At 41.4% G+C, this 24,125-nt stretch carries 18 protein-coding genes; 4 read left to right on the top strand and 14 right to left on the bottom strand.

Annotated features, from left to right (window positions below; genetic code table 11):
- Positions 1-23: 23 nt before the first annotated feature.
- The 6 genes from BVH02_RS19095 to rimO all read right to left on the bottom strand — a co-directional run bounded on the left by BVH02_RS19095 (position 24) and on the right by rimO (position 6,176).
- Positions 24-1,355: a M16 family metallopeptidase gene (locus tag BVH02_RS19095; RefSeq protein ID WP_086503081.1), complete on the bottom strand. Its 1,332-nt coding sequence runs from the start codon at positions 1,353-1,355 to the stop codon at positions 24-26.
- Positions 1,356-1,558: 203 nt separating this feature from the next.
- On the bottom strand, positions 1,559-2,554 hold the full coding sequence (locus BVH02_RS19090) for an adenosine kinase (protein ID WP_086503069.1): 996 nt from the start codon (positions 2,552-2,554) through the stop codon (positions 1,559-1,561).
- Positions 2,555-2,759: 205 nt separating this feature from the next.
- A complete protein-coding gene (locus BVH02_RS19085; RefSeq protein WP_086503068.1) occupies positions 2,760-3,923 on the bottom strand; it encodes a hypothetical protein in 1,164 nt (387 codons plus the stop codon).
- 397 nt (positions 3,924-4,320) lie between these two features.
- A complete protein-coding gene (locus BVH02_RS19080) occupies positions 4,321-4,575 on the bottom strand; it encodes a type II toxin-antitoxin system RelE family toxin (protein WP_223271919.1) in 255 nt (84 codons plus the stop codon).
- Complete coding sequence (locus BVH02_RS19075; protein ID WP_086503066.1) at positions 4,575-4,784, bottom strand: hypothetical protein; 210 nt, start codon at positions 4,782-4,784, stop codon at positions 4,575-4,577. Before BVH02_RS19075 ends, BVH02_RS19080 begins: the two co-directional genes overlap by 1 nt.
- A gap of 78 nt (positions 4,785-4,862) precedes the next feature.
- The gene (gene rimO / locus BVH02_RS19070; protein WP_086503065.1) at positions 4,863-6,176 is read right to left on the bottom strand and encodes a 30S ribosomal protein S12 methylthiotransferase RimO; all 1,314 of its coding nucleotides are present in this window, start codon (positions 6,174-6,176) and stop codon (positions 4,863-4,865) included.
- Between the two features lie 443 nt (positions 6,177-6,619).
- Here rimO and BVH02_RS19065 point away from each other — a divergent pair, with 443 nt between their 5' ends.
- Together BVH02_RS19065 and BVH02_RS22080 are read left to right on the top strand one after the other, a co-directional pair.
- Complete coding sequence (locus BVH02_RS19065) at positions 6,620-6,877, top strand: type II toxin-antitoxin system ParD family antitoxin (protein ID WP_086503064.1); 258 nt, start codon at positions 6,620-6,622, stop codon at positions 6,875-6,877.
- On the top strand, positions 6,864-7,160 hold the full coding sequence (locus BVH02_RS22080; protein WP_086503063.1) for a type II toxin-antitoxin system RelE/ParE family toxin: 297 nt from the start codon (positions 6,864-6,866) through the stop codon (positions 7,158-7,160). The genes BVH02_RS19065 and BVH02_RS22080 overlap by 14 nt, the downstream gene beginning before the upstream one ends.
- Before the next feature lie 353 nt (positions 7,161-7,513).
- Here the strand turns inward: BVH02_RS22080 and BVH02_RS19055 are convergent, their stop codons facing one another.
- Entirely contained in the window at positions 7,514-8,608 is a 1,095-nt protein-coding gene (locus tag BVH02_RS19055) for a hypothetical protein (protein WP_111357196.1), read from the bottom strand.
- 327 nt (positions 8,609-8,935) lie between these two features.
- Here BVH02_RS19055 and BVH02_RS19050 point away from each other — a divergent pair, with 327 nt between their 5' ends.
- Positions 8,936-10,939 (top strand): alpha-ketoacid dehydrogenase subunit alpha/beta, encoded by a 2,004-nt coding sequence (locus tag BVH02_RS19050; protein ID WP_223271920.1) that lies wholly within the window; start codon positions 8,936-8,938, stop codon positions 10,937-10,939.
- Positions 10,940-11,208: 269 nt separating this feature from the next.
- Here the strand turns inward: BVH02_RS19050 and BVH02_RS19045 are convergent, their stop codons facing one another.
- A complete protein-coding gene (locus tag BVH02_RS19045; RefSeq protein WP_086503061.1) occupies positions 11,209-12,393 on the bottom strand; it encodes a hypothetical protein in 1,185 nt (394 codons plus the stop codon).
- 114 nt (positions 12,394-12,507) lie between these two features.
- Between BVH02_RS19045 and BVH02_RS19040 the strand changes: the two genes are divergently transcribed.
- Positions 12,508-13,659 (top strand): ATP-binding protein, encoded by a 1,152-nt coding sequence (locus BVH02_RS19040; RefSeq protein WP_086503060.1) that lies wholly within the window; start codon positions 12,508-12,510, stop codon positions 13,657-13,659.
- A 136-nt stretch (positions 13,660-13,795) separates the two neighbouring features.
- Here BVH02_RS19040 and tnpA read toward each other — a convergent pair whose 3' ends face one another.
- From tnpA to BVH02_RS19010, 6 genes are all read right to left on the bottom strand, one after another.
- Positions 13,796-14,260, bottom strand: coding sequence for an IS200/IS605 family transposase (tnpA, locus tag BVH02_RS19035; RefSeq protein WP_086503059.1), 465 nt, complete (start codon positions 14,258-14,260; stop codon positions 13,796-13,798).
- Positions 14,261-14,985: 725 nt separating this feature from the next.
- Positions 14,986-16,092, bottom strand: a complete 1,107-nt coding sequence (locus BVH02_RS19030) for a 6-bladed beta-propeller (RefSeq protein WP_086503058.1) — start codon at positions 16,090-16,092, stop codon at positions 14,986-14,988.
- Positions 16,093-16,152: 60 nt separating this feature from the next.
- Positions 16,153-19,353, bottom strand: coding sequence for an efflux RND transporter permease subunit (locus BVH02_RS19025; protein WP_086503057.1), 3,201 nt, complete (start codon positions 19,351-19,353; stop codon positions 16,153-16,155).
- A gap of 1 nt (position 19,354) precedes the next feature.
- The gene (locus BVH02_RS19020; protein ID WP_086503056.1) at positions 19,355-22,399 is read right to left on the bottom strand and encodes an efflux RND transporter permease subunit; all 3,045 of its coding nucleotides are present in this window, start codon (positions 22,397-22,399) and stop codon (positions 19,355-19,357) included.
- A 3-nt stretch (positions 22,400-22,402) separates the two neighbouring features.
- The gene (locus tag BVH02_RS19015) at positions 22,403-23,473 is read right to left on the bottom strand and encodes an efflux RND transporter periplasmic adaptor subunit (protein WP_086503055.1); all 1,071 of its coding nucleotides are present in this window, start codon (positions 23,471-23,473) and stop codon (positions 22,403-22,405) included.
- An 81-nt stretch (positions 23,474-23,554) separates the two neighbouring features.
- On the bottom strand, positions 23,555-24,091 hold the full coding sequence (locus BVH02_RS19010) for a septal ring lytic transglycosylase RlpA family protein (RefSeq protein ID WP_223271921.1): 537 nt from the start codon (positions 24,089-24,091) through the stop codon (positions 23,555-23,557).
- Positions 24,092-24,125: the final 34 nt, after the last annotated feature.

Genomic DNA, 24,125 nt, shown 5'->3' with positions numbered 1-24,125 from the left:
ATTTCGATTTTAAGATGGAACAATTACTGAGTTGTTTCAGCTGCTGGCTTTGGTAAATAATACAAAACAACTCGGCCATCCAAAGTCATATATTCCTTAGCTACTCGCTGAATATCAGCTTTAGTCACTTTACTGTATGCTTCCATCACTTTGTTCACATAGTTAGTTCCTCCAAACATCACGTGAGCTTCTGCCAAGTTTTCAGCAACGCCCGCCATTGAGGAATTACCACTCACGATGTTATTCTCCATAATGTTTTGGAGTTTCTCAAAATCAACATCTGATATACCTTCATCCTGCACTTGCTTGATCAGCTTGTCAATTTCAGTCTCCAAATCCTGTGGCTCCACACCCATATTAGCAATTCCATACATCAAGAAAATGCCACCATCTTCCAATTCAAGAGGTATTGCGGCTACAGCAAGTGCCTTTTGCTGCTTATCAACCAACTCTTTTGTCATCAGAGATGAATTTCCACCAGTCAAATAAGTAGAAAGCATGGACATCGCATAAGAATCCTTGTTCACTTTCGGAGGAAGATTATAGGCTTGAATTACAGCCGGAATCTGAATGTTGTCATAGATAATATCTCTGATTTCTTCAGTCTTTTTAGGCTCTTTTACATTAGGCCGGTATATCTCCTTCGTGCCTTTAGGAATCTCAGCAAAGTATTTCTTCACCCACTCTTCTGTCTGCTTGTAATCGATGTCCCCTGCAATAGTCAAAGTCGCATTGTTTGGCACATAGAAATCCTTGTAGAATTGTTGAAATTCTTCAATAGAAGCAGCATTCAGATGATCAAGAGATCCAATTGGAGCCCATTTGTATGGGTGATCAGTATAGGCTCTAGCCAAAGTCTCTAGCAATATCGTACCATAAGGACGATTACCATAGGATTGACGGTATTCCTCTTTTACAACCTCACGCTGAGTTTCGACACCGGTCTGATCCACTTTGGAATGAAGCATACGCTCACTTTCCATGTAAAGCGCCAGCTCCAATTCATTGGAAGGAAGTGACTCAAAATAATAAGTGATATCATTAGAAGTATAAGCATTCAGCGTACCACCATGTGCTTGGATGATATTCATGTATTCTCCACGCTCAATATTCTCTGATCCTTCAAACATAAGATGCTCAAAGAAGTGAGCAAAACCAGTTCTGTCTGGTTGCTCATTCTTAGATCCTACATGGTATAGAACCGAAGTCACGACGATTGGAGTAGTATTATCCTGGTGCATGATCACATGCAATCCATTATCCAAATCAAATTCCTTGAACTCAATTTTGGTTTGGGCAAAAGCTGGAACGCTTAGCATCCCTGCCAACAATCCCAAAGCAGTAAGTTTTCTCATCATAGTATATTGGATTTTATTCTTATTAATTCTTTTTCTATTGGACCGTCAAAGCTTCTTTACACATATGCGTTTTTACAATCTAAAAGCCCATTCATCACAATTTTTCCTTAAAAAAATGACATTTTTTTCTAATCTAAAAATTTAGGATAAAATATTAATATAAAATAAGGCCCTGATACTTAATTTCTCAGGGCCTTATTTTATGGATTTAGCTTCGCTAAAATATCCTTTGCTTCATGCCATTGCAGCCTTGGCCCGAATTGACTCACAATTTTAGAACTCGCCATTGAAGCAAGCTTCCCGCTCGATGCATAACTGTGTCCATTCGTAATGCCATACATAAATGCTCCAGCAAACATATCACCTGCTCCATTAGAGTCAATTGCAGTAGTAGAATAAGGCTCGATATCGATAAATGTATCTCCATCGTAGATCATCGCTCCATTTTTTCCTTGAGTGATCACAAAGTGCTTAGCTACTTTTTTCAGCTCCTCGCGCGCGTCGCTCAAATTATCCTTGCCAGTGAAAAGCATCGCTTCTTCTTCATTTGCAAAAAGCAAATTAACGCTTGCTCCTACTACCTCAGTCATTGGCTCCTTGAAATACTTCACCATCGCTGGGTCTGAGAAAGTCATCGCCACTTTCACTCCATTATCCTCCGCTATTTTCTTTGCATGCTTCATCGCTTGCTTCCCATTCTCAGAAGTGATCAGGTAACCTTCAATGTACAAATACTTGGAATCCTTGATCGCAGCTTCGTTTACGTCTGCTGTAGAATAAGTTTCCGTAATTCCCAAATACGTGTTCATTGTACGCTCGGCATCTTCAGTCACCATTACCAGACATTTGCCAGTGATTCCTTCTGCCAAATTACTTTCATTCAGATTATGAGAAACGCCTGCATCCTTCATGTCATTCATATAGAAATGGCCCAGCTCGTCATTTGCAACCTTGCATGAATAGTAGGATTTACCCCCAAACTGAGAAATCGCAATCACCGTATTCCCTGCAGAACCTCCACATTGCTTTTTGGCTTGCTCAGTATCGATCACTTGCATCAATGCATTTTGGCGATCTTCATCTACCAAAGTCATCAAGCCTTTCTCGACTCCATTGTCCGTAAAAAACTGATCTTTTACTTTAAACTCTATATCTACTAGGGCGTTTCCTATGCCTGTTACGTCGTATTTTTTCATTATTTATTCTGTATTGGAAAATTGAAATATTTTAAAATTGGAAGATTGGGCTCAGAAGTTAGCGATACTTCATTATTCTAAATTCAGTGTTCTTCATTCGATATTAATTTTGAAAGATTAGGCATAAAGAGACTTCAAAGGTTAATTAGGACAATATCTCAATAGCATAAAAAGACCTCGCAAATCGTAATTCAGATATCGTAAATCAATCAAACACCCGATGTCTCTCAAAAGGTTTTTCTCGATCAAATAAGAACCTATAAGTATGATGTGTCTTGTAAATATCTGCCAAAAGCTGTTCACAAACCCGCATCATCTTTGGATTGAAATCCCCAATCCAATTCATCTCGATGGTTTTGTATTGAAAACCGGGTTTGCCACTCATCTTATCGTAGGTGATGATCATGGCACTCTCCACCCCTTTCCCCTGATGCTCTGGCACTACACCAAACACCAAACCGAGCATTTTGTTGGGCGGTGAAAAGGTTTTGTACCAAAGGAATTTGAGTTTTCCGATCAGATCCATTTTACCATTCACATGCTTGAAGATCTGGTTGATCTCTGGAATTTGGATGAAAAAAGAAACTGGCTCTCCTTTATAAAAGCCAAAGTAAATCAGCTTTTCGTCGATGATCGGTTTCATCTTGGCAAACATCAGCTGAGCTTCTTTCAGCGCAAGTGATTTGCCCATATGTCTCGCCCAGGCCTTATTATATACCGTCATAAAGTATTTTGGAGCTTTTTCTTTCAGCTCCTTTCCTTTCAGGTAGTGAAATTCATAATCCGGATTATCAGTTACCACCTTGGCTCTGGCTATCATTTTCTCATCAAAGCCTAAACCCTGGACATTCCTGGCATAGGTAAACTGTTTGAAGTAGATCTGAAAACCATAGTCCTCGAAAAACTTCTGGTAATAGCCGAAGTTCCAAGGCATATTATAGTTCGGCTCAGTAAAGCCATCCACGAGCAGTCCCCACCATTTGTCGCGCTCACCAAAGTTGATTGGACCGTCCATGGCTTCCATTCCTTCAGATTCCAGCCAGGCTTTTGCCATATCAAAAAGTAAAAATGCAGCGGTCTGATCGTTGATGCATTCGAAGAAGCCCAAGCCTCCAGTCGGTTGCTTTTCCTTCATCTTTGGATTGATGAAAGCAGCTACCCGTCCGATGGTTTCGGCTTTTTCATTTTGCAAAAGCCAGCGCTTAGACTTTGCACCATTCCGAAAAAGCTTGTTTGTTTCCTTGTGAAAAAGCCCTTCGATATCTGCATCAAGAGGCCGAATCCAATTCTTTTCATTTTTATACAACCTGACAGCCATCTCGATAAACTCCTTCTGATGGGCAGGGCTGGTAACTTCGATCAATTGCATTCGGGTGATTTTAGAATGCTAAATTAGGTAGATCGGGTGAAATGTCAAAAATCAATTGCTGTGCTGCCTCAGTTGTGCTGCTTCTCCAGAAGCAGTACAAACTATGAAATGGGAAAAGATAAGTTTTCCTGCTTCTCCAAAAGCCGGACTTAAAAGAATTTAAAACCAAATCCAAATGAGTAATTCTCTCACTACCATAATACAACCTCCAATCAATTAGAAGTAAATCAAAGCAATTCTCCGGAATTTGTCTACATAATTAAACTTGTGAAAGCCGACTATGTTAGGAAGAATAACCTTTCGGTATAAATAAACACCCAATCCAATTAGGATTAAACCGACTAAAATCCACATAAATTTATAATTGACTTTCGACTAAATATAAAATCTTAGAAAATCACTCATAAATATCCTTTCGGTGTCCAATTGCAATTACCTCAATCAGAAGAATTTTATCTGTAATTTCATAGATGACTCTATAGTCAGCAACACGAATTCGATAGGCCTCTCGACCTTTCAATTTCTTACAGCCATTTGGTCTTGGAGTATCAGCCAAACTAAGAAATGCTGATTTTAAGGTAGAAAAATAGGGTTCGGGAATCTTGGCTAGAGACTTAATCGCTGATTTCTTAATGGCGATCTGATAAGCCATTATTCACCTTTTCGAATTGACTCTATGATTTCAAATGCCTCATCAATCGAAATGGAAGGTTCCTCTGACTTTTTACCCTCGTCATATAAACGAATATCTTCCAAATCTTCAAGTTGCTCCATCATAGCCTCAAAATCCTTAATAGGAAGAACAACCGATATTTTTTTACCAGATCGGTCAGTGATGAATTTGGGATCAATAGTCAGCATGATGAAAGTTAATAAAATTGAAATACTCTAGCTAATACGATGAATTAGCATTTCGTGTTATTTCAAACCCAAACTCTATTACTCCTCCACCGTCGCATACAGATCAAACTCTGTAGCTTCTGTAACTGTAGCCTGCACAAAATCGCCAACTCGGCAATAATGCTTGGCCGCATCAATCAACACTTCGTTATCCACTTCCACAGAATCGTATTCGGTACGACCTACGAATTGTCCACCTTCTTTTTTGTCGATTAGCACTTTGAAAGTTTTACCGATTTTCTCCTGGTTCAGATCGTAAGAAATCTGCTCCTGAATCTCCATCAAATGATTTGCTCGCTCCTGCTTCACTTCTTGCGGCACATTATCGTCCATGGTATGAGCATGTGTGTTTTCCTCATGAGAATAGGTAAACACTCCTAAGCGCTCAAATCTCATGCGCTCCACGAAATCCACCATTTCTTGGAATTCCTTCTCGCCTTCTCCTGGGTGACCAGCGATCAGGGTAGTTCGGATAGCGATATCTGGCAAAATATCTCGGATGCTATGGATTAAGCTTTCCTGCTTCTCACGCGTAGTACCACGACGCATGGCCTTCAACACATCTGAAGAACCATGCTGCAGTGGAATATCTAGGTAGTTACAAATATTATCTCGCTCCTTCATTACCTCAATCACGTCCATTGGAAAGCCAGTCGGATAAGCATAGTGCAAGCGAATCCAGTCGATCCCCTCCACATCGGAAAGCCTGCGCATCAACTCCGCAAGGTTTCTCTTCTTATAGATATCCAATCCGTAATAAGTAGAATCCTGAGCGATCAGAAGTAACTCCTTCGTTCCACCAGCGGCTTTATGCTGCGCTTCTTTCACCAATTCTTCAATCGGTCTGGAAATGTGGCCTCCACGCATAATAGGAATAGCGCAAAAAGAACAAGGTCTATCACATCCTTCTGAGATCTTCATATAAGCATAGTGCGAAGAGTGCGTCAGCAAACGCTCTCCTACCAACTCATGCTTATAATCTGCTTTGAATTTCTTCAAAATCGCAGGTAAATCTCTGGTACCAAAAAATGCATCAACCTGAGGAATTTCCCTTTCAAGATCGTCTTTGTAGCGCTGCGAGAGACATCCCGTCACATAGACTTTGTCCACCAAACCTTTTTCTTTGGCATCCACATACTGCAAAATAGTGTCGATAGACTCCTGCTTTGCATTGTCGATAAACCCGCAAGTATTGATAATGATGATGTTATTGTCCTCCGTTCCAGATTCGTGGTGGGCATTGATGCCATTACCTCTAAGCTGAGTGAGTAGCACTTCTGAATCCACAAGATTCTTGGAGCAACCCATGGTTACAATATTGACTTTGTCTTTTTTGAGAGTTCTCGCTTTCACAGTTTTCCTACATTTTGAGGGTGCAAAGGTAGGGAAAAGTAACTGTAATTTTTCTTTTACCGCAAAGCCGACGAGATCGCAAAGAATAACACAGAGAAATCAAGAAACACTTTTTATCAAACCACTTAGCGCAAGTCTTCAGACCTGCCTGTGGCAAAGCTGGCTTATGCTCCATCAATTGCAGTTTTCAGACTCTGACATAAGAAACTAAACCAACTTACTGATCGTGCCCATGGCACTCGTGATTCCTCCCATCACAAATCTCTCACCCAGAATTTCGCTACGCTGTAATTCGGGGCTGCTATGGGTCTTGCTTTTGGCGAGAGATTAAAGGAAAGTATACATGTCAGACTCAACGATCCTGTTTCCGCACTGTTTGTAAATGAATTTTTTGAAGCTATATTACACCAATAGTATGATGATTGATTCAATAAAGAGTAATTATGGGAACAGTACGGAAAACATTGACCTTCACGGATCAGCAGGATAAATGGATAAAATCTCAGATTCAAGCTGGCGAATTCACAAACGAATCAGAATATGTGAGGCATCTTATCCGAACAGATCAAGCACGTAACAGCAAATTCATTGAATTAAAGGCTGCCATTCAAGAAGGCATAGATTCTGGAGTCAGTGAAAGAACTATTTCAGAAATCATGAAGGAAGTAGAAGAGCGAATGAAAGCTGATGGGCGCTTATAAAATATCCGAACTCTGGGATGAGGATATTGTCCACATATATGAATATGCCATAGAAAAATTTGGTCTAAATAAGGCAAAAAAATACATTTTTGGTTTACATGAATTTTTTGAATCTATCGCAATCCAGAATTTCATAGGAACAGATGCCAGTAAATTAATACCAGAACTACGAAGGTTGACCTTCAAGTCACATATGATTTTTTATTTCACTATAAATTATGGCGCCTTTATCGTCCGAGTCCTCCATCAAAGTATGGATTATCAAAGACATTTGATAAAATGAGGTCTCAAATAAATTGGCATACTGCTTTTTAGATAACAACCTAATTTACTGATCGTGCCGTTGGCAATCGTGATTCCTCCCATCACAAATCTCTCACCCCGAATTTCGCTACGCTGTTTTCGGGGCTTTTACAGGTCTTGCCGTTGGCAAAATTGATAGAAGTCTGATTCATTTTATTTGCGCCTGAGCAGGAGATAATTAATGCAAAAACAGTCGAGGTTCATATAAAACCTCAACCGTTAATTAAAACCTGTTGCGCCTCCCAAACAGCTGTCGGGAGCCCCGCCGCGAGAACAAATCCAAATTCATGACTAGCGATGAGAGTAATTTTAAATTCCCAAATTTTAAATTTTTTAATAACCCGTAATCTCCTTCATCAACTCAAAAAAGCCTTTTTTCCGCTCGGAATTGATCCCCCAATCCACCGGCACACTTTGATAGCCTTCTTCAAATCCTTCGTCCTTCATTCGATAATCAAAATACCCCCATGAAGCATAGGTCGAAACGGCTGCTGTGAAATTATTCAAGTCCTGATCAAAGTTGAAGTGATCATCCTCATTGTAAACGATGGGCTGATTCGCAAATCCGTTCACCAATCGGGTCGCTGCAACCTGCTCAATAATCTTGTTTGGTTCCTTCACCCCATTTCCATGAAGCAAGATAAAATCTGATGCTTTAACTACATTCTCCTTTGGTACCGCCCCTCCACTATAGCTGGTGCTCACAAGAAATCTATAGCCATTTTTCTCCTTACTTTTCACCAACTCTATCAACTCATGAACTCGCTCAGGCTGTAGAATCGCATGATCATAACGAATATCACATTCATTATTCACTTCGATAAGTACATTTTTGTAATCCTTGCTGTGTAGCCAATCGATCACATTACTCACGGCATTTATAACGGCTTTTTCGTCGGCTAGATTTTCATCTTGTCCGAAGTAAAATAGACCCAACATAGGCGCCATTCCCAATTCATCTGCTTTATCCAAAATCCGCTCCAGTCGTTTAAAATATGCTGGCCTCAGTTCTCCGCTTTCTGTGTAGGCGGAATTGATCCAAGGCTGACTCTGTGAATAGCCATAGGGACTTCCTCCTTGCAGATTCAGTGTAAATGACAGAAGTCCATACGACTTCCAAACAGACATATTTGTAACAAACTCATCCGTATTTCTGTCTGCATCCCACTTTTTGGTATCAGCATAAATCCAGTTCTTGACAGTTTCAGGATTCAAGTCATCAAATACGCCTTGCACCATTCTCGAGTTCATCAACAAACCCGCTATCGCATGCCCATTCCAATTTCTGTCCGAATAGGTCAATTCATTATTGATATAAAATTTATCTTCTGAGATGCTGAGTAATGTCTTGCGTGGAGTTTGGGAAAAAGCGCTAAATGCTGAAAAAAGGAAAATACAGGATAAAAAGAGAAAGTATTTGAGTTTCATAACTATCAGGTCTTGGGTTAATTTTGGTTGTGTAATTTCCAGTTTCTTTTGGATAGTAGTCTATTATCGATCATTTTTTTTATGTCAGAATCCAATATTATCTAAAGATCATTTCAAATGGCATTTTGTTAAACTAACCTTAACTCGCTTCATGACTTGGAGTAGTTGCCATTTACTACTTTTGAGACGTACAGCAAACTTTTTAACTCCTTGCATTTATTTTTCGCCCCGATTCGTTCGGGGCCACTTTTGCAGGAAGCCAAGTTTTATTTTTTGGCAATTTACAAGCTTAATGTACCTTAGGATCATAATCCCAATTTTATGGAAATGACCGACCAAACTACCCAAAAACTAACTTTTGATCGAAAAAACTACTCAGACAAAATCCTTTTACAGCTATATGAGTCTTTGCTGATGCCTAGGCGGATCGAAGAGAAAATGCTCATTCTTTTGCGTCAAGGCAGAATTTCAAAATGGTTTAGTGGCTGGGGACAGGAAGCGATTTCCATAGGAGCGGTCAATGCCTTGGCAGCAGATGAATACATCTTGCCGATGCATAGAAATCTGGGGATTTTCACGGGGAGAAATATGCCTTTAGAAAAGCTTTTCGCACAGTTCCAAGGCAAAGCTTCGGGCTACACCAAAGGTCGGGATCGCTCTTTTCACTTCGGAAGTAATGAACATCACATCGTCGGGATGATCTCACATTTAGGCCCACAGTTAGCGATAGCTGATGGTATCGCTTTGGCAGATAGACTTTCCAAAGAAAAGAAAGTCACGCTGGTTTTCTCAGGAGATGGGGCAAGTTCGGAGGGAGATTTTCACGAGGGATTGAATGTGGCAGCAGTCTGGAAACTCCCAGTGATTTTTGTCATTGAGCATAATGGCTACGGACTTTCAACTCCTAGCGAGGAGCAGTTTGCTTTTCAATATTTCACAGAAAAAGGCCCTGGATATGGAATGGAAACGCTCCGAATCGAAGGGAATAATGTCCTGGAAGTTTATGATGCGATCAAAAGGCTAGCTGAAGATCTTCGCCAAAATCCTAGACCAGTGCTTGTGGAAGCCATTACTTTCAGAATGCGCGGACACGAGGAAGCCTCTGGTACCAAATACGTCCCTAAGCAACTTATGGAAGATTGGGCGAAATTGGATCCAGTAGATAACTACGAAGCTTACTTGGAAAAAATCGGTGTTTTGGATGAAAAAACGAAGACTAAGATCAACGGCAAAATCAAAAAAGCCATTAATGATGGTTTGGAAATCGCCTTTGCTGAGGAAGCCATATCAGCAAACCTGGAAACCGAACTTTCAGATGTTTACTTCCCTTTTGCGCAGCAAGTCATCTCCCTTCCTGCAAACTTTCCAAAATCAGAAAAGCGATTTATAGATGCCATTTCAGACGGACTGAGTCAATCCATGGAAAAGTACCCAAAGCTGATACTGATGGGTCAGGATATCGGAGAGTATGGCGGTGCCTTTAAAATCACTGACGGTTTCAAAGCGAAGTTCGGTGCTGATCGAGTTCGCAATACGCCGCTTTGCGAAAGTGCCATCATTGGTGCCGGACTTGGGCTTTCCATTAAGGGGTACAAAGCTATGGTAGAAATGCAGTTTGCAGATTTCGTCACCGTGGGTTTCAATCAAATCATAAACAACCTCGCCAAAATCAATTACCGCTGGGGGCAAAATGCCGATGTGGTCGTGCGCATGCCAACAGGTGCAGGGATGGCCGCTGGACCTTTTCACTCCCAATCAAACGAAGCTTGGTTTTTCCATACTCCAGGTTTGAAAATCCTTTATCCATCCAATCCTTACGATGCCAAAGGCTTACTCAATGCAGCCCTCGAAGATCCAAATCCTTACCTCTACTTTGAGCATAAGGGAATGTACCGATCTATCAGCGCGGAGATTCCAGATGAGTACTACACGGTGGAAATTGGCAAAGCGAAATTGACTCAATCAGGCGAACAACTCTCCATTATCACGTATGGAATGGGAGTTCATTGGGCGATCAAAGCGGTGGAAGAAATGGGTGTTTTTGCAGATATTCTGGATTTGCGAACACTTTTACCTTGGGATAAGGAAGCTGTGAAAGCCACGGTGAAAAAGACAGGGAAAGTGATTTTCCTTCAGGAAGATTGTCTGACGGGTGGAATCGGCGCGGAGATTTGCGCATGGATATCGGAGCATTGCTTCCAAGATCTAGATGCTCCTGTTATGCGGGAAGGGAGTTTGGATACTCCGGTTCCTTTTGCACCAAACTTGGAAAAGCAGTTTCTACCTGTGGAGCGGTTTAGTGTGAAATTGAGGGAATTGATGGAGTATTGATTTGGGAATTGTGAGATTGAGAGACTAGAGATTGGGAGAATAAGAGATTCGAGAATTGGGAGATTCCACGTTGCCGCTGTTAGTGTCTCAACTATTTCTCTCGGCACATTCCCAGCACATTGTACAAACTCCCATAACCAAAAATCTCTTCATCTGTATCTTACTTTTTCACCCAATAATGTAAGTAACACAAACTAAAGAATTTTGGGGTGCTATTACCGGCCAAGGCAGTTAATAAATCTTAAGAAAAATTGATAAAGCCCACGCTATCACTCCTCCACCAACCTCACCTTATAAAACAGATTATAATCCCGCTCCACTTCTCCGTCAGCAGCTTTGATGAGTAGCGTACCGTCTGGCAAACCAAAATTCACAACACCTGCAACTGGAAGTTCATTGAGAATTCCGATTTGCTGATCTCCTTTGACGATAATGTAGCGGGGTTTTCTATACTTTCTGAGAGCTTCTCTGAATTCTGGATCTCTGAAATATTCCTCTGATTTTGCTTTAAATCCCATTAAAATATCTTCCGGCATTGGAGTGAAAAATGTAAGTATCTGATACGAGCCAAATGCTTTGATATCGTTAAACCCAGGGTATACCAAACCATCCAAACCAAGAACAGCCTCATACCCATCCCGATCAGGATGGCTCAATTCTACCGCTGTTTGATAAACAGCATTATTTCCTTCCAGCTTATAAATACCAAGTTGATAACCCATCTGCGGTAAGGAGGCCAGGGTTTTGGTAGTTGGGTTAAAGGATAAGCTTGGATAAGTTGCCCCGATCCACTTTTGTTCTTTTTTAAAGGTCCAGTCATCAGGATATACATTTAGGTAGTGAACGGAGTCCTGATCCAAATCAAGTAAAAATCCTGAATTTACCTTATTGTAAAAATCAGCTCCAATGGTCTCCAAATCGATATCAGCGATAGAGAAGGAGTTCGGTTCCTCTCCTACTATCTTATATTTCCCATCTTCTTCATACACTGCAAAACTCTGTTTATTGGAATTGATGGAAAGCATCATCATCTCTTTCACCGTGCCCTTTGTTTTTTTGATTTTATTAAAATTAGTGTCGAACAGGTGATAAGGCATCTCCATAGAAAGCTCCTTGAAGACATACCCGGATTCTCCGTAAAACCTCCCCTCATAAAATTGTTGAATCTGATTTGGACCTTCTCCTCCAAGTTCATGCTTTTCGAGGATTTCTCCCTTTCCATTGACCAGAAACACCTTTCCTTCTCTGGTATTTTTCATCAGATATAGATCCTTTGAGGAATGGTAATCCAAAATGGTAACCGGCTCTAGCAAATCCACCATAATCGAATCATAGACCTCAAACTGAAGTTCTTGAATTGGGCTAGTAGGAATTGTAGTGGTTTCTTTTTCGGAACAGGAAAAAAGTATAGATGCTAAAAGTGCGGTAAGGGCAACAAAAGTTGATTTATTCATAGCTATTAGTTAAGGTTCTAAGTTAGTCGGGAAAGCTGGGATTTATAGGACAAAAGATCTAATATAAATGAAATCATCCCTGCAAATCTAAAAATTATTTTTAGATTTGCAGGGATGATACATAGAGTAATCGAGAAACCATTCTTAAAATCTATATCACAATTTTCGGTGACTGGAATAGTTGGGCCTAGGCAGGTAGGTAAAACCACCCTAGCTAAACAGCTATTGCTTAACACAAATACTATTTATCTGGATTTAGAAAAAAACTCTGATCTAAATAAACTGAATGATCCTGAGTTATTCTTCTCCCAAAATCAAGACAAAACCATCATCCTAGATGAAATCCAACATCAGCCTGCTATTTTCCCTTTACTGAGAGCTCTCATCGATGAAAGTAGAAAGCCGGGACGATTTATTATACTTGGTTCTGCATCTCCTTCTTTGCTTGGCCAAAATTCTGAAAGTTTGGCCGGACGAATCAACTACCTGGATATGATGCCGTTTTCTATTTTGGAAACTAATGAAAAAATAACGAGCCAAGATCTCTGGATTTATGGAGGGTTTCCTGAGCCTGCCTTGTCACATGATTCGGACTTCGTCCAAGATTGGTACCTCAGCTTTACCACAAGTTACATTCAGCGAGACTTACCTCAGTATGGATTACCCGCAGATCCAAGGGTAACAAGGCAATTTTTGATGATGATTGCCTCTGTACATGGAGGGGTGCTCAGCTATGCGACTTTTGCCAAATCATTAGGATTGACCGCGCCCACGATCAAAACTTATCTTAGCTTTCTGCTAGATGCATTTCTCTTGAGAGTGTTACCCGCTTGGTCAGTCAATACAAAAAAGCGCCTCGTCAAATCCCCCAAACTATATTTTCGCGATACGGGAATGCTACACTATCTGCTAGGAATCAAGAATATGGATAGCATCTTTGGAAATGTCGTTTTGGGCAGCTCATGGGAAGCATTTGTCATTAATCAAGTTGCGATAGTTCTAAAATCCGATGACGAAATGTACTTCTATCGCACGCAAGACGGTTCAGAAATTGACCTCTTGATCAGGCGTAATAACCAATGGCTTGCAGCCGCAGAAATCAAATTCAGCCTTAGCCCCAAGCTCACCAAAGGCACCTATCTAGCAATGGAAGATTTGGGGATCGAAAAATTACACGTGGTAATTCCACGGGAAGAAAATTACCCGATGGCAAAAAACATTCAGGTGGTGGGGATTACACATTTCATCCAAATGATTTCTGGATAACGGTCTTATTGCTCTCCCATTCAAAAAAGGATTGGTGATCTTACTTTCTTCTATCTTTTTTCTCGCCCCTTTAGGGGCAAACTATGGGTAGAAATACATCATGATGATTATTTCAGCTGTGCCTTTAGGTACAGTCCTATTCCTCCACCGGTTTAAAAATATATCTTTTATCATATTCAATTTCGTGGATTTTCAATAGTTCCTCATATTCATCAAGGAAGCATTGCTTCTTATGATGCATGTCTTGATTTTGGATATAATTAATTACTCTTGGAACCTGGTCTTTGCTGTAAGAGAATGCACCATATCCGCCCTGCCATATAAATTTGCCCTTGGTGAACCCTTTGGAATTGATCCATTTTGAGGAATCCTGCTTTACTTCTTGCATCAGATCAGAGAGAGATTGGGTTGGTCGAAAACCCATGAGCAAATGAACGTGGTCTGGCATTCCATTTATTTGCAACAGCTTGTGTCCGTATTTTGAAACTATAGATGAAATGTATTTGTACAGCTCATCTTTCCAAGTTGGTTGAATAAGCGATATTCTGTTTTGAACTGCAAAGACAGCTTGAATGTGAATTTGTGTGTAGGTATTTGCCATGATTTGAAAATTTAGGGCCGTACCTAAAGGCACGGCGGTTGGTTATCTAATCTTGTAAGGCTACCCATAGTAAGTCCCTAAAGGGACGTTTTTGAGATCTGCCAATTATATGAAGGCATCAAAGAGTGCCAAGTATTGCCGTTGACATATAGAATTAAATAAGTTTTACGACTTTCACACCCACCCAAACTTATTTTGATAGTATCCATTTGCCGCGCCTAACTCATTAAAGACAAGGTTTGAAATTCCAATTCCATTTCATCCTATAAAACTAATGAAAGGATTTACGCTAGAAATTTCACGCACATTTTTTTAGGTGGCTGCATTCATTCCAATACACTTATTGATTGGTGATTTTACTTTCTTCTATCTTTTTTCTCGCCCCTTTAGGGACAAACTATGGGTAGGTATACGCCATGATGATTATTTCAGCTGTGCCGTTAGGTACAGCCCTATGCCTCCACCGGTTTAAAAATATATCAATTCAAAACATCAGAGGAGATCGCCAAGTCTTCGACGTTCGGGATGACCTGCCTTCCGGTAGGCAGGCACCTCAAAGGTTATATAACTCCGCTGCTTCGCCGCGAGAAAATCAGATAAAAACCATTTGCGCCTCCCGTACAGCTGTCGGGAGCGCGAGATTAAACCCTCTACTCAAAACCTTCGAGGTTTAAAAAAAACCTCAAAGGTTAGTTAACTTCGCTGCGCCGCCGCGAGAAAAACCTCTATTCCGGTATTGTCGCATAAAGAATGACTGGATTTGATTCTTCCGTAACTGACGCCAAAGAGGCTTTTGCTTTAACACTTAGATTTAGCGTTTCGCTATTTCTCACCAAATAAGGGGCATAAGCAATAAACACAAGCTGATCTCCTTCGATACCAATAGGAGACTGAAAATATCGCTGTTCATCCTCATCTATTTCAATCTTGAACTCCTTGCCAGTTGACTTATTCCAGATATACAATTCCTTCTTCTGACCACTTTCGTTCTGAGTGACTACGTCTGCCAACAAATACTTCTCAGTTTCTTGCAAAAAATTAAGGTTTGAAAACCCTTGTTTGGTGATCATATCAAACCCTGCAAAGGCATCCATTTCCCAATATTTTTCTGGAACGGTAGTCGCACCAAAATCAAAGCGGTAAACTTCACGCAAAGAATCTCCTTCACTCAACTCATACACACTGGTCTTAAAAGACTCCCTGAACAGCACAGCATCATCGCCTTCAAAAAAGGATTGCTCATCAAAAGGAAGCATCCCCTCATTGAAATCATTCGGTAGCAATTTCTTCTTCACCTCACCCTTCCCGTCCGCTATAAACAAGCGATGATCGCCCGCCACCATATTATAACTGCTATAAAACCATACTTCTCCCTCACTCACAGGGTAAAAGGAAAAAGCATTTATCGGATAGGGAGTAGAATTCAACAACTCTCCTGATTTTTCGAAGGAGTGAATCTCAAGAGAATTTCCAAACCCAGAATTCACTTGCACTACATCTCCGAATAGCCTAAAATTCCTTATACCCATGACCTGTCCTGGAGCCTCACCGATTTCAGCCACCAAGCCCGAGTATTTCCCACCCTTCGAAAAACGATGAATCCCAGTTGGACGATCATAGTTCATCACAAAAAAATCATCCTTATCATATTTCACCATCAGGTACTCACTGAGCAAAGCAGTCGTGTCAGTCTCCAGAAGAATAGCCTTTTCTATCAGCAAATCAGCCGAAACTCCCTCCACAGCTTCAAAATCAATGACTTTAACTGCTACCGGTTCCCTTTCCCCACAGCCTAAAAGCGCTAAAAATGCAAATGCTACTACCTTTCTCATCGTAATGGATTTAAGACATCAAATTTTTCATCTGTAAACCTTCGAGGTTCAAAAAAAACCTCAAAGGTTATTTAACTTCGCTCCGCCGCCGCGCCGCCAAGAGAAAAACCATTTGCGCTTAGCCTTGACAGAAACAGGATCGTAGCGCCGTTGCGCCGTTGCGAGAGATTTTTTCCATAGCAACACCGGCAGCACCCAAAACACCCCTATCATACTGAAGATCAATCCCCCAATCGTCCCGATCGCCAGCGAGAACCAGAAAACCTCATTTTGACCTTCCATGATAAAAGGAATCAAACCGAAACAGGTGGACATAATCGTCAACAAAATAGGAATCGCCTTGCCGGCTACGGACTTCAGTACATTTCGATTGTAAAGTCCTGTGTCTCTATTGTTCAGGTCATTCACTATAAAGATCCCAGCGTTTACAGCCAAACCTCCCAGCATCACAAAGGCCGCATATCCGCCCTGATCGAAGTAAAAATCGAAAAGTGAGAAGATCAAAAACAAACCAATAAAACTAATCGGGATGATTACGATGATATATATCGGCTGCTTCAAATTCTCGAACAACACCGAACAGATCATAAATATCCCGATGATAAGTAACCCCAAAAGTGAATACTGTCGCTTCTGTTGTTCATAGTTCCAATTATAGGAATCCTTCTTGGCTTCATAGCCTATCGGCATAATTTGCTTCATCTCGGCTAGGACTTCATCGAGGTACTCCTGTCCGAATTTTCCTGAACCCATGTACTCAAAAGCAACTATTCGGATGTACTGTCTATTTTCCTTATGAAGAGAATTTGTGGTAGTTTCCTTATTTAAAGTACCATAATCAGAGATTTTGAACACCCGATTTTCACCGCCAATCAAGCCTTTTTGCTCCATATCGAACTTGCTAAAATCCTTGGATTTTCGCTCACGGACCATCACTCCATAGTTCTTTTCCTCCAGTGTCAGTATCGATGACGGCCCAGTTGGTTTGGACATATCCTGCAAGGCAGTGATAACTTCGAATTGATTGGTACTCCCCATCGCCATTCTATTCTGATCAAGTCGAAGCACATATTCCTCCGTTTTCTGCTCGCCATAGCCAGCCCGCTCGTTAGTCTTTACTTCTTGAATTCGCTTATGTGCCAACAGCTTTTCTGCCATCACATTTGCCTGGCGCTCCAACTCATCGAAGTTGTAGCCCATCATCTTCACCCGATAGCTAGGAATCTGATCACTGGAACCTCCGGTATAAAAGCCTTGCCCTACACCATACACATTCCATCTAGCACCGCTCCAATCGGTAGATTTAACAGATAATTTCCCTTTGAGCTGATAAGGCAAAGCCCCCGTTTCATATGCTTCCTTGAAAGTAATTTCAATACGCGCTCGTTGCCCATCGCTGACTGTAGTTACAAATTGGTCGATTCCCTCCACATCTTTCAGGTAAGACTCAAATTCTCGCATAATAAAATCCATCTGATCCAGCGTATTTCCAAATGGCAATTGACAGGTGACGTATAGTCGTGTCTTTGCAGCTTCTCGATAACCACTTTTCTCATAAACTCCGCGTACGAACATTCGCATGGCACCACCCAGTGCTTTATCCACATAAGGCCGAACTTCTTCCTGATAGAAGGTATTTCCCACTGTTTTATTATACCATTCATGCTCTTCCCATTTGGCTGGGAGGAAAAAAATAGGTGTTCCAAAAAGCAGGATCAAGAGGGTAACAAATGTCTTTCTGTATCGAGCCGTCCAGGCTATACTTTTCTCATAATTTCGTAAATATTTGGCTCGCTTCCGCAACTTCGGAAGAGTCAATTTTCTGCCTTGACTCACCGATTCTTTGAACATCACTTGATAGAAAGCCGGAGTAAACACCAAGGCAATCAAAAGCGAAATCCCCAGCATCACTGAAACCACAATGGAAAACTCTGTCAGGTTTTTTCGATCTTCTTCAGGTAGGAAAAACACGATCATCAGCGCTGCGATAGTCGTCATAGAGGCCGCTAAAAGTGCCAAGAAAACCCGACGATTCTTATGCTTATGCAAGTGATCGATCATGATAATCGCATTGTCCACGATCAAGCCAAAACTAATCGTCAATCCAGCCAGAGAATACAGATGAATATCTACTTTCAGGAAATACAGCACGATAGCACATAAGCTGAGGTTGGCTACAATTCCCAAAAACAGAATACTCAGATATTTGATATTTCTATTGATCAGAAAAATAAAGACTACCAAGATCAGGATCGAAAGCCCCGATCTCTTATAGATTTTATTCAGCTCCTTTTCCAAGTATTCGGTGTCGTCATTTTCCAAGCGCACCTCAAATCCTGCAGGAAGTTGTTGTCCAGCACTTTCTATAGCTGATTTTAAATTTTGCGCCAGCAAGACCTTATTTACTCCGTCCCTATTATAGATAGATAGGGTCACTGAGTTGTTTCCGTTGATTCTAAAGTAACTAGTTGCTTCGGCTTCTTCTAGAGTCAAACTTGCCACGTCCCGCAACCGAACTTCCATTCCACCCACTTTGCTCACGACCAAATTCTCCAGCTGATCTTTATCCTTCAGCGAGCGATCTACTTCGACAAAGAGAGTCTGCCCCTGGCTATTCATCACCGCCCCAGGGAACGTCATCCCAAAAGCACTGCGAACACTATTATCCAACTGGCTCTTTGTGACTCCAAAAGCCTGCATTTTTTGGATATCGTAGGTCACATACAGCTGTAGATCATTTGCTCCCCTCACATTCACTTCCTCCACTTCCTCGTACCTGGTGAGCGCGGGCTTTAGGATATCCTCAGCTATTTTCTTGATTTCAAAAGAGGCAAATGGACCATTTACACTATAGGTTAAAATCGGAGTTTTGTCGTCCGACCTAGCCTGAGAAGACTGTGTCACTGTTGGATATCGAACACGCTGATCCATTTGAGGATAAATCTGCCTCACCATAGCAGAAATCTCAAATTTCTTCATTTCCATATCCGCTTTCTTGTCGAAAGTCAGCGTGATATATCCCCCATTATAACTAGAGGTGGAGTTGATTTCTTTAAGTTCTGAAAGTCGGGAAAAAGCGCCTTCTAAGGGAGAAGTCGCAAGTTTCTCCACGATTTCTGGTGAGGCATTTCCAATACTATAACCCACTGATATAATTGGGGAGCGTTCCTTGGGATTAAGATCCACTGAAAGCATAGGAATCACCGCCAACCCAAGAATCGACACGACTACAAAGAATATCAGAATTCTGAATGGAGTCATATTAGGTCGCTTTCAGAGATTTCTTGGAAACAGTAAACCAATAAGCCAGTGGCACAAAATACAAGGCAGTCAGTGTGCCGATGGTCAAACCTCCGATCACTGCATACACCAATGGTCGCTGCAAATCTGCTCCCAAACCAGAGCTAAACACAATTGGGATCAAAGCCAAAATTGTGGTAATCGAAGTCATCAAGATCGGCTTGAGTCGAATCTGCCCAGCTCTGTGAAGTGCCATTTCAAGTGCTTCACAAGCGGAAATCTCGTCAGACTCTACATAAGTAGCACGCAGGCGATTAATAGTATCGATCTTCAGGATCGCATCATTCACCATGATTCCCAGCATCACTACTAGACCGATAGCAGACATCACATTGAGTGAAGATCCACTAATTAACAGCACTAAAAATGCTCCTCCAATTCCCAGGGGAAGTGTAAATACGACGATTAATGGTTGAATAAAACTCTCAAATTGAGCTGCCAAAATGAAATAAAGCAGTAATACTGAAATCAGCAAAATCCCAATCAGCTGACGAATATTTTCCTTGTCTCTGAAATACTGCCCTACCACCTTCACACCCAGATTCTTCTCTTGCCCCCAACGAATGTATGAACTTGCATTTTCGTCAGGATTCTCTGTCGTCACATGCAGAGATTGATAGATGCCACCCTTGTCGGCAGTTACATATTTGTAATGATCCTCGTAATTGTATTCTACAAATTCACCCAAAATGTACGAAGTGGAATCAGAAACTATCACTCGCGTGTTTCTCAACAAATCTTCAAATCGCGTATTTGGCTCCTTCAATCTGATCGGAGTAATCTCGCCAAAGCGTCTAATATCTGTAATGGTAAAAGTCCCAAAAAGCTTCGCAATCTGATTTTGTACTACATCCACAGGAACCTGATAGATAGCCATCTTATCGGCACGAAGTGTAAAAACTACTGAGGCTTCCTTCTGCAAACCTGGCCCTCGCTCCCATTCTTGAGTTGGGAATTGACTTAGCCAAGGATCCATTTTCTCCTCTGGCACTGGCTCTTTTGCTCCTAGATCTTTCCATCTCACTTCGTAAAATGGCTTATTGGAATTGAATAACTGGTCAAAGGCATTTGGTGCATCTCCTAACGTAAAAGATGCTTCAGGATAATTCTGCTTCAGATTAGCTTCCAATTCCTTGATCGCAGCTTCTTTATCTTCTACCGTTGGGAAAAGGAAATAGAGTAAAGACTGCTGTATGGAGTTTTCCCCATCGAACAGCAAGAATTGCTTCACTCCCACATCTGCTTCTACCTGATCATACTTTCCTTCCATACTTTTCAAAAGTGTCAGCACACGGTCTCTATTTTCAGCCGCAGAAATCGGTTCCGACCAATCCACATCTAGCGTAGCATCCAGCTTCTCGATCTCTGGCAAACCACTCGTTTTTAGAATAAGGCTAATACCTAAACCCAGTGGAATCAGTAACATAAATAGAAGCATAGCCACCTTCCTATTACCCGTTATTTTGCGATAGCCAAACTCATATAATCCTAAAACTCTAGTGAAAAATGCTCCTTCGCCATCATCAAAGGCTTTTTTGCTACGCGAAAAGAGAAGGTAGTAAAGCATAGGAAGCAGTATAAAAGCCACGGCAAGTGAAACCGAAAGTATCGCCGTCACCGCGACAGCTTGATCAAAGAATAAGGCACCAGAAATCCCACTAAGAAAAACCAGCGGAACGAATACTGCAAGTGTCGTCAAGACAGAACTGACCAGAGCTCCCATCACTTCGTCTACGCCTTCCACGCAAGCTTCAAAAAGCGGCAAACCACTCTCCCGCTTTCGGGTAATATTATCTAGAACAATGATCGCATTATCGATCAGCATTCCGATCCCGAGCGCCAAGCCTGATAAAGAAATGATGTTGATAGAAAGATTAAAAAAGTAGAAAATCAAGAAAGAAATCAGCAAAGAAGACGGTAAACTCACCCCAATAATAAGTGGAAGTCTGTAGTCTTTCATAAATAGAAAGAGTACTGCAAAAGCGAAAACTCCACCAAAGAGCAGTGAAGTTTCAAGGTTAGAAATGGCTGCGTTTAGGAGATTGGACTGATCTTGGGTAATTTCAAAATCTACCTGAGGATAATCCGTTTTAAATAATTCAATCGCCTCTTTAAGTGCAGGAATCAGTTCATTCATTTTGGCTGAGGCCTGTTTGTGAACGGTAATTACCAAACTTTCCTTCGTTCCGAAAAGGTGAAAACCCAGAGTTTCTTGAGTCTCGTAAGTCACTTCAGCCAATTTTCCCAATGGAATAATCACACCTGAAGACGCTGCCACAGGCAAGCTTTCTATATCCTTTGGCGTATCTACTCTAGTCGCCAGACGAAGATAATATCTGAATTGACCATCTTTCACGGATATCCCTGGCAGATCAGAATTACCGGATTGGATTGCTGCGATTACATTTTGCTGGGTCATGCCTAAGGCTGATAAAGCCTCCTCATTTGGCTTTACGGTGATGATTCGCTCCTTTTTACCATTGATATCCACCAGCGATACTCCCGGAAGCTGCTCAATTCTTTTCTTTAGGACATTCTCTGTAAGCAAACTCACTTCTACTGCGTCCGCTCCTTCTTTTGGCACCACCTGTACTCGGGCAACTGGAATATCAGAGGTGTTGATACGGATTACTTCGGGACGTCCAAGATCTTCGGGAAGACCATTTGTCAAGCGATCTATTTTCTCATTTACATCGATGTAGGCCAACTCCATCTTGGTTCTGTAGTCGAAGGTCAATCGAATTGTTCCTACCTCCGAACCTGCCTTGGAGTCCATTTCCTCCAGGCCATTCAAGGTGATCAAGCCTTCACGAATTGGGCTGAGGACATTTTGCTCAATCGCTTCCGGAGAAGCATTTGGATAACTGACTTTCACCACGATCTGTGGCACATCGATAGGAGGCAAAAGCGAAATAGGCAGTGTACGAAGGACGATGAAGGCAAAAACCATCAACGCCATAAAAGTCATAAAAACTGCAATCGGCCGGGCCAGTAAAAATCTAACCATGACTTATTCTTTTACGATTTGAACCGGAGCCTGATGCGCAAGTTGCAGGTTGTTGGAAGTGATTACTGTGCTATTTTCCTCCAGTCCTTCTAGAATCTCCACTTCCTCCCCGTTGTCCTTTCCCACTTCTACATAATTCCACTTGGATTCTTTGTTTTCTATGGAGAAAACTACCGCTCTACCCGATCTATAGACTAGTGCATCCTTTGGCACAACCAAGGAATTGTTTTGCGGAGCGCGGATTATGGCTCGGGCATTCATTCCTGGAAGGAGACTTTTATTGGCTCCTAAGGTGATGGAAACCTGAACTAAGCCATTTTCATCAACTTTAGGATTGATGCCACTTACCTTTCCTTCCAATGCCGTTTGAGTATTAGAGATAGGATAAACCTCTGCTTTTTGATTAAGGGAAATAAGGCTGATGTCAGACTCTAAGACTTTTACTTTGAGGATAAACTGGCTGGTCCCCAAAATTTGGCAAAGGACCTCATTGGAACCAACTAAACTTCCTGCTTTATACTTGAGATCAGCTACTTGCCCGGAGATTGGCGCCTTTACCACAGATCTATCAAAAGCCATTTGAGCTTCCTTGAGTTCTACCTCATTTAAGAAAATTCCTGATTTGGCTCGGAGTTGCTCATCTACTACTGCTTTCTGCTCTGCATTGTCTGATTCAAACAAATTGTTAAAACCCATTTTCATGGATTCATATTCTGCATTGGAATTCCGGAGCGCGATCTTGGCTTTCTCCAACCTAAAAGTAGGCTCAGTTGCATCCAAGCGGGCAATGACATCACCTTTATTTACGAACTGTCCTTCGCGCACATTCACTTCAAGTAAGTATCCAGCTTGCTCTATCACGGCAAGGACTTCAGCACCAGCTTCCAATTTACCAGGAGCTTGGATGAGATAATCGAAACTTTTTCGCTCGGCAGTAGCGACGTTTACTTCTGTGGCGGCAACTTCATTTCGAAAAGATTCTGTGGGAGCTTCCTTGAGCTTTTCCTTGTCTTCTGTACAGGCTGAAAATAGGACTATTAAAAAACCTAAAAGTATGAGAGGGAAGTTTTTCATTTAGATAGTAGTTTCAGGTAATAAGAAACTAACTAATTATTCAATCTCAAAGTCTTTATTGTAGAAAGGATGTTAATGATCCTAAAAAAATGGAATTGATGTATCAATTTCAACCAGAGGCGGTGTAATTACTTCATCTACTGGCCTTAACCTCATAGTAGCCGGTGGATGCTCTCCAAAATACTGAATAAGTCTATTTATCTCTGCTGGATTTTCTACTTCGATGCGCACTTTAACAATTCCATCTTCTAGAAGACCTAGCTGAGTCCCTGCTTTTCGCGACAAATCTATGATTCGCCGAGAAGTTTTGGGAAGTCTATCGTTAATCCGCACCCAAACAAATTCACCAGTATCTTCACGAGATACTCTTACTTTGGTATCAAAAGGCAGAGTTTTGTGAGCTGCGGTTAAACTGTCCATGTGAAAAACTTCTCCATTGGAAGTTCTCCTTAAGTGAAACCTTCGACCATAGTAGCTGGCTACTCCTTCTTGGATCAGCAAGGCATCAGGAGCCAATTGAGGCTGAGCTGGCTCCGGAATAAGCGAAGTCAACAAAATAAGAAACCAATTCCACATAGGTAATCTGAATTTCGCCTGCATTTCCAATAAAGATGCCAATTAATGTCTATTGTATCAAATCACTTGCAGCAAG

The sequence above is a fragment of the Algoriphagus ratkowskyi genome, from assembly GCF_002150505.1.
GTDB lineage: Bacteria > Bacteroidota > Bacteroidia > Cytophagales > Cyclobacteriaceae > Algoriphagus > Algoriphagus ratkowskyi.
Note: the sequence above shows the minus strand (reverse complement) of the source record. Positions and strands in the feature narration are given on the sequence as shown.